This window comes from Cohnella abietis (genome assembly GCF_004295585.1).
GTDB classification, from domain to species: domain Bacteria; phylum Bacillota; class Bacilli; order Paenibacillales; family Paenibacillaceae; genus Cohnella; species Cohnella abietis.
In genome coordinates this window covers 2,793,007-2,807,526 of record NZ_AP019400.1, presented here as the reverse complement: position 1 = coordinate 2,807,526, position 14,520 = coordinate 2,793,007, and the positions used below count along the sequence as shown (strand labels likewise).

15 protein-coding genes are annotated in these 14,520 nt (G+C 45.1%); 2 read left to right on the top strand and 13 right to left on the bottom strand.

The features are described from left to right. Window positions 1–21: 21 nt before the first annotated feature. From KCTCHS21_RS11785 to KCTCHS21_RS11775, 3 genes are all read right to left on the bottom strand, one after another. Window positions 22–1,095: a Gfo/Idh/MocA family protein gene (locus KCTCHS21_RS11785; RefSeq protein WP_130607976.1), complete on the bottom strand. Its 1,074-nt coding sequence runs from the start codon at window positions 1,093–1,095 to the stop codon at window positions 22–24. A 12-nt stretch (window positions 1,096–1,107) separates the two neighbouring features. Continuing rightward, a complete protein-coding gene (locus KCTCHS21_RS11780) occupies window positions 1,108–2,232 on the bottom strand; it encodes a Gfo/Idh/MocA family protein (RefSeq protein ID WP_130607972.1) in 1,125 nt (374 codons plus the stop codon). Window positions 2,233–2,415: 183 nt separating this feature from the next. Beyond that, complete coding sequence (locus tag KCTCHS21_RS11775; RefSeq protein WP_130607969.1) at window positions 2,416–3,342, bottom strand: AEC family transporter; 927 nt, start codon at window positions 3,340–3,342, stop codon at window positions 2,416–2,418. 105 nt (window positions 3,343–3,447) lie between these two features. Here KCTCHS21_RS11775 and KCTCHS21_RS11770 point away from each other — a divergent pair, with 105 nt between their 5' ends. Beyond that, a complete protein-coding gene (locus tag KCTCHS21_RS11770; protein WP_130607966.1) occupies window positions 3,448–3,753 on the top strand; it encodes a hypothetical protein in 306 nt (101 codons plus the stop codon). 43 nt (window positions 3,754–3,796) lie between these two features. Here KCTCHS21_RS11770 and KCTCHS21_RS11765 read toward each other — a convergent pair whose 3' ends face one another. From KCTCHS21_RS11765 to KCTCHS21_RS11720, 10 genes are all read right to left on the bottom strand, one after another. Then, window positions 3,797–4,453: an SGNH/GDSL hydrolase family protein gene (locus KCTCHS21_RS11765; protein ID WP_130607963.1), complete on the bottom strand. Its 657-nt coding sequence runs from the start codon at window positions 4,451–4,453 to the stop codon at window positions 3,797–3,799. 134 nt (window positions 4,454–4,587) lie between these two features. Next, complete coding sequence (locus KCTCHS21_RS11760) at window positions 4,588–5,508, bottom strand: L-lactate dehydrogenase (RefSeq protein WP_130607960.1); 921 nt, start codon at window positions 5,506–5,508, stop codon at window positions 4,588–4,590. A gap of 17 nt (window positions 5,509–5,525) precedes the next feature. Further along, a complete protein-coding gene (locus tag KCTCHS21_RS11755; RefSeq protein ID WP_130607957.1) occupies window positions 5,526–6,326 on the bottom strand; it encodes a formate/nitrite transporter family protein in 801 nt (266 codons plus the stop codon). Window positions 6,327–6,418: 92 nt separating this feature from the next. After that, window positions 6,419–7,135: a YwaF family protein gene (locus KCTCHS21_RS11750; protein WP_130607954.1), complete on the bottom strand. Its 717-nt coding sequence runs from the start codon at window positions 7,133–7,135 to the stop codon at window positions 6,419–6,421. A gap of 174 nt (window positions 7,136–7,309) precedes the next feature. Beyond that, a complete protein-coding gene (locus KCTCHS21_RS11745; RefSeq protein ID WP_130607951.1) occupies window positions 7,310–7,969 on the bottom strand; it encodes a response regulator transcription factor in 660 nt (219 codons plus the stop codon). Then, window positions 7,962–9,371: a sensor histidine kinase gene (locus KCTCHS21_RS11740; protein ID WP_130607948.1), complete on the bottom strand. Its 1,410-nt coding sequence runs from the start codon at window positions 9,369–9,371 to the stop codon at window positions 7,962–7,964. The genes KCTCHS21_RS11745 and KCTCHS21_RS11740 overlap by 8 nt, the downstream gene beginning before the upstream one ends. Before the next feature lie 15 nt (window positions 9,372–9,386). After that, window positions 9,387–10,193 carry an alpha/beta hydrolase gene (locus tag KCTCHS21_RS11735; protein ID WP_179952672.1) on the bottom strand — a complete coding sequence of 269 codons (807 nt, stop codon included), beginning with the start codon at window positions 10,191–10,193 and terminating at the stop codon, window positions 9,387–9,389. A gap of 1,080 nt (window positions 10,194–11,273) precedes the next feature. After that, a complete protein-coding gene (locus KCTCHS21_RS31115; RefSeq protein ID WP_162309317.1) occupies window positions 11,274–11,498 on the bottom strand; it encodes a hypothetical protein in 225 nt (74 codons plus the stop codon). Between the two features lie 226 nt (window positions 11,499–11,724). Beyond that, complete coding sequence (locus KCTCHS21_RS11725) at window positions 11,725–12,309, bottom strand: thymidine kinase (RefSeq protein WP_130607939.1); 585 nt, start codon at window positions 12,307–12,309, stop codon at window positions 11,725–11,727. A gap of 69 nt (window positions 12,310–12,378) precedes the next feature. Continuing rightward, a complete protein-coding gene (locus tag KCTCHS21_RS11720) occupies window positions 12,379–13,434 on the bottom strand; it encodes a Gfo/Idh/MocA family protein (RefSeq protein WP_130607936.1) in 1,056 nt (351 codons plus the stop codon). Between the two features lie 152 nt (window positions 13,435–13,586). Between KCTCHS21_RS11720 and KCTCHS21_RS11715 the strand changes: the two genes are divergently transcribed. After that, entirely contained in the window at window positions 13,587–14,495 is a 909-nt protein-coding gene (locus KCTCHS21_RS11715) for an AraC family transcriptional regulator (protein WP_130607933.1), read from the top strand. The last annotated feature ends 25 nt before the right edge of the window (window positions 14,496–14,520 follow it).

Here is a 14,520-nt window from a genome sequence, read left to right as displayed (position 1 = left end):
CCCTCCTTCATTGGATTTCATCTATTCGATACGTATAGCCTGTGATTGCGCCAGTAAGCAAAGCTCAGCCGCTTTAAATGCATGAGCCTGCGTCATAGCGTTTTCCGTCTTGTTCAAGCAATCCAGTATGAGCTCTCCGAAAAAGGGATAACCTACCTTTCCGCGAAGGCTCATATGAAATTCCCCTTCACCGTTTACCAAGTACAGCTGGTCTCCTTGGGCATCACGGGCAATATCAACGTATTTGCGCAATTCAATGTATCCATTGGTCCCCATAATAACGGTGCGACCATCTCCCCAGACAGATAAACCGTTAGGAGTAAGCCAATCCACACGAAAATAGTTCGTTGCCCCATTGTCTCCAATAAGATTCGCATCTCCGAAATCTTCAAGCTCCGGATAGCCTTTGTTGTTATAGTTAGCTACTTTGCTTTGCACTACCTTGGCATCCTTACAGCCTGCATAATAGAGAAACTGCTCGACCTGATGGCTACCGATATCACAGAGGATACCCCCGTATTGCTCTTTTCTAAAAAACCAGTCCGGTCTTAATGTCGCATTCAAGCGGTGAGGTCCCAGCCCTAGCACCTGCACGACTCGACCAATCGCACCGTCCTTAATCAATTGTCCAGCAAATACCGCGCTCTCTGCATGAAGCCGTTCACTATAATAAACCGCATATTTACGCCCAGTTCTAGCCACTGCCGCTCTCGCCTGCTCTAATTGCTCCAATGAAGTAAAGGGAGTTTTGTCGGTAAAATAATCTTTACCATGCTCCATCACCTTCAAGCCAAGTGGCCCGCGTTCGTTAGGAATAGCTGCAGCAGCAATGAGTGCAACCTCAGGGTCCTGCAAAATCTGCTGCTCGGACTGTGCCACGCGAGCATGAGGATAAATCTCAATAAATTGCCGTACCTTGTCTGGATCGGGATCATACACCCACTTCAGCGAAGCACCCGCCTCCTGTAGCCCATTACACATTCCGTATATATGACCATGATCAAGCGCCATAGCTGCAAATATAAATTCACCACGACCGACAACAGAGCTGGGTTTGCCTTGCGGCGCATAATTCATGCCATTTGCTTGAGACATTGTGGGCCTCCCCTACCTTATGGCTTTGGTTGATAGTCTGATTTTCTCCTGTAGCTTGTCATAAAATAGATCCTCATCAATGGGAAGCTCGACCCAATTATCTGTCCAAGTGGACAGCAGCATCGCGTTAGACAACGTCAGTCCTTTAATCCCATCCTCACCAGGGGCTAGCAGTGGTGTACCTTGTAAAATCGCTTCCGTCCAATTGCGGGTAATTTCCAAATGCTGCGTAACGCTGGCTGCAACTGGAATATCAAATTTCCAGCATTCCGGCTGAGCGAAAGCACTTGTGTTATCACGATTAAATTCAGGTTCTAGCTGTCTCAGACGCCAGAAGGTCATTTTATCGTCCTCTATAACGATTTTCCCGCGATCTCCGGTTATTTCAAACCGATTGGTGCCCGGAGTTTCATGAGTGGAAGTAACGAAAACTCCCGTCGCTCCGTTCTCATATTCCACATAAGCAGTCACTTCGTTCTCTACTTCAATATCGCGATCCTTACCAAAGGCACAGAAGGCTCTAATTCTTTTGGGCATTAATCCCGTTGTCCATTGCCATAGATCCAGCTGGTGAGGAGCTTGATTAATGAGCACTCCCCCGCCTTCACCCGCCCATGTTGCTCTCCACCTACTCGAATTATAGTAAGCCTGTGAGCGATACCAATTCGTAATAATCCAATTTGTACGTCGGATTTCTCCCAGCTCTCCTGAAGAAATTAATTCTCTTAGCTTAAGGTAGAGAGGGTTCGTACGTTGATTATACATAATGCCATATATTTTACCGCTAGCTGCTGCTGCTTCGTTCATTTCCTTCACTTGACGTGTGTAGACACCTGCCGGCTTCTCTACTAGCACATGAAGTCCACATGTAAACGCTTCAATAGCTAACCGAGGATGATCATAATGCGGTGTACAGAGCATTACAGCGTCAACCGTTCCCGATTTGAACAAGGCCTCGTAGCTTTCGAACCTTTGAACGTCGCTTCCCCATTGCTCAGCTACCTGCTTCAATCGTTCAAGACTAATATCGCTAACCGCTGTTAATTGTGCATTCTTCACTTGATTCTCAATCAAATATTTGGCATGCTCCATGCCCATGTTACCAAGTCCGACAATGCCGATTCTAAGCTTATTCACCTAGCGTTCGCCTACCTTCTTAGTAAGAGATTTATCTAAAGCTATTTTAACACTGTTGACTATAAGTGAGCTTATCTCCAAGGCATGAATATCCCTTATAATTTAACTGTGAGTCTACTCTTATATGCACTTTTCTTTGTAAACAAAAAGCCGCCCCCATAGAAGAGCGACCTAGTGTAACGTTCATATTCGCAACAAGTAAATAACAGCCGTAACGGTTACAATGCTCAATGCCGTCGTGACAAGCACAGTTTGAGAGGAGAAATCCTGTTCATTATCAAACTCGACAGCTAGCAAAACGCTAGATAACGATGTCGGCACAGCAGATGAGACAATTAGCGCGGCAGCCAGCATTTTATCCAAGTCGAGCATAAGGACTACACCCCATGCAAGCAAAGGGCCCGCAAGGAGGCGTAAAGCGGAAGCAATACCGACATCCATTGCAAGCTTCCGACTGATCCCGCCTTTCATACTGCCCAGCTGCACACCAAGAGTGAATAATGCTGTTCCGATAAATGCATGTGACAGGTATCCAATGCTTAAGCTTAGAAATTCCGGCATTGGAACATGTAATCCACGCATCATTAACGCAATAGGAATGACGTAGATGACTGGCATGGAAAGGATCACTCTCAGTGTGTCACGCCAGTTAGCCTTATGTGCATTGACGCTATAAATGCCATAGGTGTTCGGAATAAGCGATTGCATCATCATAATGATAATCTGTATAGATAGCGTATAAGCATTTCCCGCAAAAGCGAGCTGATTGATAGGAATACCATAATTGGCACTATTGTAAAAAAGAACACTGTTCCTCATTGCCGCTCGCTTACCACCCTCATATTTTCGCAGACGAATGACAATTTCCAGCAATAGATATTGAGCTAGCATAAACAAGACAAAGAATAGCATGACCGTCCCGAACAATTGCAACGAGATCGCTGTCCCGTATAACAGCTCGAACATAATCGCGGGGGAAAACAAGTAAAAGTTCATTTTGGACAAAGTCTTAATATCCAAGTTAAAAATTTTGTGTAGAACAATTCCCAAGCCAATAATAATCGATAAAGGTAGTATGTTATTCAAAAGTATATGCACAAAAATATCCATGCTGTCTATTATCCACCCCGTCTAATCCATCTTCATTCCTTAAACCGTGCTATACTACTTTCATGATGAAATCTTCAATGACTAAGAGGCAAAGGATGAAGCAAAGTGGCTTTCGGTATTACAAGAAATGAACTTAATGAATGGAAAAAGTCGGTAACACGCGGGGAAACCGCCTTCTTGACCCATTATTGGTACGACGCTCGGTTTCCTGAAATACAGACCGTAACCAAGGTAGGGAATGCTAATCTCGAAAGATTAAAGAATTGGTGCATCACGCATGGATTAAATCCTAAATACATTCATCTCCGCCCCCCTTTTCCCCACTTTGACTTAATGGGCTCTAAGCAGAGGGAAATTCTTATTCAAGAAAACTTAACACATCATCTGGAGCGTTTCAAGATAAACAAATAAAAACCGCCAACCTCGCTCCAGCAAGTGTTGTCGGTTTCTATTCCTATCCTCTATTCCATTCAAATCCGATTTTGTTCAGGAATGCTCTTGCTAATACTGCATGTCCCGCTTGTGAAGGGTGAACACGATCCCATGCCAATGTCGCAGGATACAGATCCTTTAGCACAAGGTTAAATGCTGCTTGCGTATCCACGAATAATGAGTCACTTTCCTCTGCAATTTTCTTAACAATTGCTCCGTACTCATCCATCGTATGGCGCATAGCGTCCTGTTCATTGCGTTCCAAGTAGAAAGGCGTCATTAGTACAAGGTTGCTTACAAGGGGTTTAGTTTCCTTCACCAACGAACGAAGAGTTGCTTCATAAGTGTCCGCATATACATGTCCCTCGGTAATAAACGGCGTATCATATTGCCTCCATACATCGTTCGTCCCGATCATAATCGATAAGCAGTCCGGCTTACGATCAAGCACATCCTCTTGCCATCTCGCTTTCAAATCAAGCACATTATTCCCGCTTGATCCTACGTTAATTACACGAATGCCAAGCTCCGGATATACGGCCTGTAGCAAGGCATCTACCAAAGATACATAGCCTCTCCCTAACGCATTAAACAAGCCTTCCCCAGCTGGTCTCGCCCGCTCACAATCCGTAATCGAATCTCCAATGAATAGCAGCTTCTGACCTTTTTGCAGCAGCATTGTCGTCTCTCCCCTGATCGGTTAAATGTGTAATGGTAATATAATGAAATAAAGACTCCATTATTGTACATTTTTAATAGCCGATAGGATAGATTTAATTGTTAGAAATATAAGAAACATAAATGCTTTTTGGTTTAAGCTTCAGGTGAAATGGATTCGATTAGTCCCTTAAGCTTATTAGCCGAACATTGAAGAAGCTCCTTCTCACTGTCGGTTATCGTAATATTCATGACCTCTCTCACACCCTGGCGATCTACGATACACGGTACACCCAAGTACACGTCAGAAATACCGTGATAATCCTGCAGCAATGTGGACACGTTCAGCACAGCACCTTCGTCTCGCAAAATGGCTGTGCAAATCCGATCAAGCGCAAGGGCAATCGCATAATATGTAGCGCCTTTGGCATCAATAATCTGGTAAGCAGCATCACGCGTATTCGTGAAAATATCTTCTTTATCTTCATCACTAAGCTGCAGCTGAGCTCCGGCCACATTGGCTAGGCTCCACAACGGTAGCTCCGAATCGCCATGCTCCCCAACAATATGAGCATGCACGCTACGAGGATCAATATCGAGCTTCTCCCCGATTAGATAACGGAATCTCGCGCTATCCAGCAATGTGCCTGATCCGATAATTCGGTTTATAGGCCACTGCAGCTTCCGCCATGTAAAGTAGCTCATAATGTCAACAGGATTAGAAGCAATTAACAAGATCGCCTGAGTGTTAACCTTTGACACCTCTTCAATAATGCTATCGAAAATAGATACGTTCCTTTTGAGCAGATCAACACGGGTTTCTCCATCTCTCTGGGCGGCCCCTGCCGTAATGATAATAATGTCAGCCTCTCGGCAATCCTCATAAGTTCCCGCCCATAGCTTAGCGCCCCCAGTAAAAGGCATCCCATGGTTCATATCTAGCGCGTCACCGACAGCCTTGTTGTGATTGGCATCAATAAGCACCAACTCATCCATACGATTCCGAAGCAGCAACGTATACGCAGTCGTAGAGCCCACTGCTCCTGTTCCTATAACAACAACTCTTGTTTTTTTCATTTTAAAATTCCTCCAGACTATTGTTTATGTTCAATTTTCGTATCTTCCAGAAAAGGCTTATTCACATAATAGTACATATAGCTCATGAGAACCCCGCCACCAATCAAGTTTCCGAGTGTTACTGGAATGAGATTGTGCATCACACCACTGAAGGAAATTGTTCCAGGGTGATTTAAAACAAGGGCAATAGCAAACGTACATAGATTAGCAATGCTATGCTCATAGCCCGAGATAAAGAAGCAAAATACGAACAGCATCATCGCGAACATCTTAGCTCCGTCTTCCTTCATGGACATCGGAATGAAGAAAGCCAGACATACTAGCCAATTACATAGAATTCCCCGGAAAAATAGCTCAATGGTTGGCGTATGCATTTTCTTATCTACTACACTGAGAAGGAATTCATTAACGCTCGCTTCCTTGAATAGGCCCGTTGTATAGATAAGAAAGGCAAAAACCGCAGCTCCTAACACGTTTCCCCCATAGCTCCAAAGCCAAAGCTTAACCGTCGTTGTCCATTTGATTTTTTTGCGAAGCGCCGCGTAGGAGTAGTAGAAGGTGTCCCCCGTAAATAGATCGCCGCCCCCATACGAGATCAGAATGATCGCCGCTCCGAAGGTAATTGCCGCCATTGGATAAGTGAACGGTGAATGCACGTTATAGAAATAACTACCCGTTTTGAATGCAACTATAACTCCGAAACCGATAAACATGCTGGCTAGCATGGAACGGGAAAGGTAACGTAATCGGCTCTGCTTAAACACCTTCAGCTTCTTCAAAGCCAGCTGCTCAACTTTAGCTAAAGCTTCTGTCTCCATACTCACTCCCCCCTCAATGACTTGTTGAGTTGGATTTAATAAGGTTACTTTACACTTATGACGATTTTGGTGCTGTGATAATGATCACACATTTAGCTACTTGGACGCTCATCCGGCCTCTCTTCCTTCAGAAACAAACGGTCCATAACAAGGACAATACCAAACATAGCTAAGCAAAGTATAACCGCAACGAGCTCCAGTTCGAGCAAATACCAAGGCCATGGTGCCAGCAAATCCAGTATGGAAGCTGTATCCGGCTTTCGAGCGAGAAACATGAAGTTGCTTCCGGTCAGAGTATTGGTAATCGCCGCTGGTATAGCTAAAACATGCAACCATCCAAGAGCTCTGAATACGGAAAAGAAAGTGGGTCTATAGCGTTCAATAACAGTTAGAAAAACACTTGCTGCGATTATGGCGGTATGTGCAATGAAAAAGTGGAAATAGCGGAATTGCGGAAATGAAGCATCGAGGTTTGGCGTAAGCAGCGCTTGAAGAGCTCCCATGATGCCTAGGAAAAAGGTGATTTCATAGAGCTTACGGTTTCGTGTCAGTAACAGCAATGCGGATAACCACATCATCATGCTGCATAATTGGAAGGGTAAGGATTGCAGGCCCCAGTTGTCCGTAAGACCATACCACACTTGAAGGGATATCTCGCAGCCAACCAGCACAATGACAAGTCCATATCTGGCTTTGCGATTATTTTTAGGCTCCCTTAACTTCTCCCTAAAGCTAACCATGACCACAACAGTAACGACCGCTATGGCAAGCCCTAACAGATGCGCCCATGAGAAGGGTACGAATGTCATCCCATTTCCTCTTTCCTAGAGTAAGATTTACTTGATCACTTTATTCTAGAAAATATGTACGAAAAAAAAAGTACCAACTTTATAAGGTACCCTAGAGATGACAAGAATATAAGTGGACATGGTTGCGCGGGTAAGGGCCGAAGGAAAGGAGCGAAAGAAAGGATGAGGCTTTGCCTACAGTAGCCCCATATCTTTCGCCTCTTTAGCTGCTTCCTTGGAGCCTTTGGAGCCTAGCTTCTTGAGCACATGATTAACGTGATTTTTAACCGTTCGAATCGATATGACAAGGCGACTTGCGATTTCGGTTTGGGTATAGCCCTTGTCTATAAGCTTGAGCAGTTCAAGCTCAGAGGGTGTAATTAAATCTTGCATTTTCTTTACTTCGAATTCCCGCTCCAGACGCTTTAAGCGACGAAATTCCTCACGCATTTGTTCGGCAGCTGATGAGCTAATCGGTGATTCCCGCCTTGCTGCTGCTTTAATCGCATCTGGTAGAGCTTCGAAATCAGATTTGATCTGATAGTCGATAGCTCCTGCTTGAAATGCGCTGAAAATAAATTCTTTCTCTTCCATAGAGGTCAGCATGATCACTCTAGCCCCAATTGATAGCGCCACTTCTTCAGCCAGCGTAATTCCTGCAGGAACTCCATCCAGCATAATATCCATGAGTACGACGTCAGCCTCATGGGCTTCACTTTCAAGCGCTTGCCTGACTGCTTCGGGATTATCCGCAGTAAAAATAACCTCAATCCCAGACTGTGCTCCTAGAAATGATTTCAGTCCTCGGAGCCAGTCTTTATCATCCTCGACAATCCAGACTTTAATATTATCCATGAGCTGTCCTCCCTTCCATAACCACAGTCTCTGGCAGTTTCCTAACTGCATTTACATTGCGCTTCGGAAAGATCAAATAAATTCGCGTACCAACACCCAGCTTGCTGCGAATATGAAGGGACCCACCATGCTTACGCATGACATAGTACGCATATGGTAACCCAAGTCCAAAGTTCGTTTCTTTGCTGCTTTTCGTCGTGTAGAAAGGCTCTAACGCTTTAGCTGTCTGTGCCTTATCCATCCCGGAGCCGGTATCACGAACCTCCAAGCTTAATTCTCTCTTCGCTTCATGTAGCGTAATGGAAAGATTGCCCGAGCCTTTCATTGCATCGATTGCGTTAGAAATAATATTGTTAAGCGCTTCTCCCACTTGCGCGGGATCTACTGTGCACAGCCAGCCTTGGGGAAACGTGACTTCAAGCTTAATCTGTTGCAGTAACGGCTCGAAGGGTTTGATTGTTCCTCGGACAAGAGCTTCTAGATCAACCTCTCTTGGCTGTATGACAAGATCCTCCGTACGGTGATGAACCCGTGAAATCATATCCTGTATGTGATGGGATGCAGTTTGAATGACATGAATATCTTCCACTAGCTCAGGTTGATTTGTTGTTTCGGCATAGTTCCTCATTTTCTCAGTAAATAGTCGCATTTTGCCTACATCGTTCTTGATCGCATGATGAAGAATTGCAGTTCCCGAGGTAACGGCCCTGAGCGTAGAGGCAAGCCTGCGCCTGTCTATTAGAACCCGAATCCCTAAGAATCCATAGGTAAACAGTCCAATTAGAAACACAAGAACTCCAATACTCACGAACCAGACGTTATATTTCCACATTCTCAATATTCCGAAGCTTGGAAGTACATAGCTCATAATCATGCTGAATAGAATCGGTGGCAGAACGGCTAGGCATGTGATCCAATGAGTATGAGATATCGAGTAGTTCTGAGACTTCTTGGTCAATACCAGACACGTTCCAATTAGAAAATAAGGCACCGCCCACCACACAACGATAGAGTGACTAATCGGATGATATTCATTGTATGGAGGCGTAAAAATAATGCACAGAACAATTGGCGCTAGCAAAATAAGAGCAACTTTTCGCTGATTAGAGCGGGATAAGTTAACAGCCTTATACGCCATAGCAAATAGCACATAAGAATAGGGTAGCCCATAATAGGATGATAACGAAGCTCCGGCCTGGACGTTATACAATATATTTTCTAGCTTTTGCTGCGGATGATTCGAATGAAGGTAAGGAATAAAGACGTCAGCGAGTGTGGCAGCCAACGCCCCGGCTCCTCCGAACAAAGCAACCGCACTAAGCCAGCGGTTAACAGGTGAACGATAATCCGCAACAATTAATATGAGAGCAACCGCCCATAAAGCAATCCAAACAAAAAGCATCAGGTAGCTCCTAACTTAAAATTGCTGTTTCTTAAGCCATAAGCCGCAAACAGTTGTCCAAGACGCAACATGAGGATCTTGTTCTCCTAAACCCATTCCATGAGGACCTTTTTCAAATACGTGCAAGTCAAATGGGACATTATTTTTTCTTAGCGCAGTGGCGAATAGGAAAGAGTTCTCTACCACAACTCCATCATCGTCAGCAGTATGCCATAGGAAGGTCGGCGGAGTATCTGGAGTGACCTTTTCTTCTAAGCTTAGATACTCTATTAATTCCGGATCGGGACTGTCACCAAGGAGATTCAGCATCGAACCCTTATGGTAAAAAGGCGGCTTAAAGGTAATAACTGGATAACAAGGAATAATCGCATCTGGACGGCATGAATGCCTATCTATAGGGTCCGTAGCATTCGGATTGCCCAAATCAAAGTGAGTACCAATCGAGGCAGTCAAGTGTCCGCCTGCGGAGAAGCCGAGGACACCAACCCTACTTCCTTGAATACCATATTGGTCAGCGTGGTGCCTGACGTAACGAACAGCCCTTTGTACGTCAGTCAGCGCGGAAGGATATCGATATGGAGCAACTCTGTATCTCAATACAAATGCAGGTATTCCGATGCTGTTCAACCACAGTGCAATCGGCTCACCCTCGTGATCCGCCCGCATAGCGTATCCACCGCCAGGGCAGACAATCACTGCTCCTTTTACTTCTCCATTTACCGGATAGGCCATAATTGCTGGTGTATCCTCATCCCCATTACCTTGCGCCCCCGGAGCACCCTCCGACCAAAGCTTAATCCATTCTTTATTGTTCTCAGCCATTAATAATCCCCACATTCTATATGCCTATATTTTCAATATACTACCATTGTAATTGCTTACACGGATATCGACAATGTTTTCAGTTAATTCTATGTTCGGAAAATAAAAAAGATTATATTGTAGCTGATAGTTTCATTGCACATCTGTTATTCACCCAACCTATCGTATTAAATCTCGCCTTACCGGAGTTCTTGAGTAGCAGCCTCTCTTGCCACTATCCCCTTCACTCAGCAGAAGATCAGGTTAGTTGGCTTGCATCCCTGATGATGCTTATTCATCCCCCTTATTCACACCCATGTCACTGATTTCTCACTAGCAACCGCCCTCTACTGAAAGCCCCTGATTCGCGCACCAGGTAACTCCCTTGGTTGAAAAGAAACTCACATCCATGCCCCCGTTTCCGAGTCAAGAAACTCCCCCTCGGCAGAAAACTAACTAGTTTGTTGAGTTGCGAGTGTGACTATGAGCCCAGATGTGCATTAAATCTCGCCGATTGTTTCATTGCCCATTCGATATTCACCAGCCCATCACTCTAAAACTCGACTGTACCGTAGTCTTGGAGTAGTAACCTCTCTTTCCATTATCCCTTTCACTCAGCAGTTCAAGTCCGCAGTTCAAGTCCGCAGTTCAAGTTAGTTGGCTGCATCCCGAATGTAATCTTATTTACACCCATGTCCCTGATTCCGCACTAGCAACCTCCCTCTACTTAAAGCCCCTGATTCCCGCACCAAGAAACTCTCTCGCAGAAAACTAACTAGTTTGTTGGGTTGCGATTGTGACTATGAGTAGAGATTGGCAATGGGATATTGAGTTAGTGGTGGATACTGTTCGATCTTTTTGAGCTACTGGGTTTCGGAGAGGAAGGCGGTTGTTGGAGGCTGTATGTTTGTTTCGAGCAACTCAGATTACTGGATTAGGTACGCGTGGTGGGAGTTTAGCGATTTTTCGAGCAGCTTGACTGGATTGAGGCACATGGCTGAGGAGGTTTGCCTCGTCATCGTCGCGTTTTGCTACTTTGAGCGGGGCGGATCGACTCTTTGGCTCGTCATTGTCGCGTTTTGCTACTTTGAGCGGGGGCAATTAACTCTTTGGCTCGTTATAGTTGCATTTCGCTACTTTGAGCGGGGTGGATTGACGCTTGAGCTCGTCATTGTCGCGTTTTGCTACTTTGAGCGAGATGGATCGGCGCTTGAGCTCGTTATAGTTGCATTTTGCTACTTTGAGCGGGATGGATCGGCGCTTGAACTCGTTATAGTTGCATTTTGCTGCTTTGAGCGGGGATGGATCGACGCTTGAGCTCGTCATTGTCGCGTTTTGCTACTTTGAGCGAAACAAATCGGCTCCCAGGCTCATCATCGTCGCATTTTGCTACTTTGAGCGAAACAAATCGGCTCCCTGACTCATCATCGTCGCGTTTTGCTACAATGGCGGGAGCCCAGCTCCGGCTGCGCTCTATCTCGGCCCCCGCTACGCTCGTTCTATCTGAGATCAGGCTACGCTCTTTCTGGGCCCCGCCTCAGCCCCACACGGGTTACTTTTGCTTGAATGCCTCATTGTAGCAGCGGCGGCAAACTGGTTTGTAGTCTTCGCTGCCGCCGACTTGAATTTGGTTGCCTTCATTTACAGGTGAGCCGTCCTTGAACCTAATGACCATCGTCGCTTTACGGTCGCAGTACCAGCAAATCGTCTTGATTTCCTCGATTTTATCCGCATATACGAGCAAATGATAGCTGCCTTCAAACAGCTCATTCTGAAAATCATTTTTCAACCCGAATGCCATTACCGGCACATTCAGTTCGTCCACAACACGAGCTAGCTCTACAATATGATGCTTCTTCAACCACTGCGCTTCATCTACGAGTACGCAGAAAAATCGGCCAGAGCCGGAAAGCTGCGTTTTCACAGAATCAAATAAATTCGTATCCTCATCAACTGAAATAGCCTGTCGCGTAAATCCGACTCTTGATCCAACCTTATCCGAGCCGTTCCTCGTATCAATCGAGGGGGTGAAAATAAGCACAGGCTTCCCCTGCTCCTCATAATTGTGGGCAACCTTAATAATTTCAAAGGATTTTCCGCTATTCATCGTCCCGTATTTAAAATAAAGCTGTGCCATTGAATTCCCTCCACGCTTTGGTCATAGCAACCATTATACATGACATCAATCGGCATCAACAATCGACCATTATTGGACTTCCTCGCTCCCCATCAGCTCAGCGATTGCTATTTTCCGACCCAATCTTGAGCTTTCAATTGCACCAAAAACCATAGCCATGCTATGAATATTGTCGCTGCAATCTGTTTCTGCTTTTCTTCCTTCCTTCAGCGCTGTGAATATTTCGTCCAAACAGCTTTCGTGAAAAGGCCTAACCTGCTCAAGCTCCTCCGTTATCTCAATCCGAGTATACTCACGAATAAATCTCCCCTCCTGATCAACGGGCGCAACTACTTCAGCGTAAGGATTGTTTACCCCGTCCCAGATCGCCGTTCCTTTCTCACCAGTAACACGCCACGAAGCTTCCCACGAGGTTTGCGCACCTTCAGCGCACCATGAGCCCCTGTAGCAGAAGATCGATCCATCCGACATTTCAAAAATACATATAGCAGCCGCCTGTCCGCTATACCATGAACCCGCGGGGTTAAATTCCTGACAGTAGACAGATACCGGATCTGCCCCTAGTATAAGGCGGGCTTGATCAAAAGTATGAATGGCCATATCCAACAATAAAGGGCTTGCCATCGCGTCACGGAAGCCCCCAAAATGCGGTGCCAAGAAGAAGTCTGCTCCAGCGTAACCCGGTTTCCCAATATGTCCGTCGGAAATCAGCTCACGCAAAGCTCGAATACGGACATCGTAACGTCGATTCTGCATAACGGTATGTGTACGCCCAGTCCGATTGGAGATCCGAATAATCTCTAAACATTCCTCAAGCGACTCGGCCAACGGTTTTTCCGTGAAAACGTCACATCCCAGCTCCATCGCGGCCGTACTAATTGCAAAATGGCTGGCAGGAATCGTAATGTCAAATACCAAATTTGCTCCCGTTTCTTCAATTGCATGTTTAATGTCCGTGTAAGTTAGGCAAGTTAGTCCATGTCGTTCCGCCATCGCTTGAGCGAATTCTAACTTAATATCGACTAGAGCGACGATCTCCACATCTGTACGTCCAAGTGCATAATTAATCCACGTATTAGCCATGCCTCCACAGCCTGCGACCACAATTTTATAAAATGATGACATAGAGATAATAGCTCCTTTGTATGATTTATCACTCTAATTTTGTTATGAAGCACTTACTAAACACTATTATATCTAACTAAAAATGAAGTTTCTCTACTCATTCCTGTGATAACATAGTCTTATCTTGTTCTCGATGATATTTGGAGGTTAGTATGACCTATTCAGATGAGCTATGGGAAGATACCCTATTATCAGATAAGAATTTCCCCATCAATATGTTCCACAACCACACAGATCAAGTCGAGAAAGAACAGAACATTTTGTTCTTGCATTGGCACGCCCATTTCGAATTCATCGTCATGCAAGAGGGTCGTGCATCATTCCTCATTGATAGCATTCCTTATGAAGCCTCTCCAGGTGAAGTACTGATCGTTCCTTCTGGGGCACTGCACGTAGGGTATAGCTTGGATGACAAGCCGGTTAAGTATGTTTCCATCGTGTTTAGCTCCTCGTTATTTGAAGATTTCTCTCTAGATTCTACTTACCAAACCTATATAAAGCCCTATTTGGAAGGCACTCAGTCATTTCCGGTTAAACTCGGAGATGCGGCAACATCTCACCCTGAAGCTTTTTCCTTGCTGCATCAAGCCATGGAGGAATTCACATCTAAGAAGCCAGCCTATAGACTAGCCGTTATTAACCATCTCATGCTTCTCTTCATTCATATCTCCCGATCTATAAAGCCTAGCAGTTCCGCTGGTCATTCAACCGAACAGTCTTTTTCCCGCAAGCTTGAGCCGTTCAAGCAGCTCATTCGCTACTTGGAGATGAACCCGTCCCATAAAATATCCGTTGAACAAGCATCGAATAAAGTAAATCTGAGCTCCTTTCACTTCTGTAAAATATTTAAGAAAATAACAGGGAGAACCTTCATTGACTTCGTTAATTTACTGCGGATTAATGAAGCGGAGCGCTTGCTGCGTGATAGCTCGATGTCTGTTACGGAAATTGCAGAACAAATCGGCTGCGACAATCCGAACTATTTTACAAAGCTGTTTAAGAAATACAAAGGAATGACCCCTACTCTTTCGAGAAAATCACTCCTGAACTCAAGCTATTGATAATCGATAATTAACTTTGAATCCA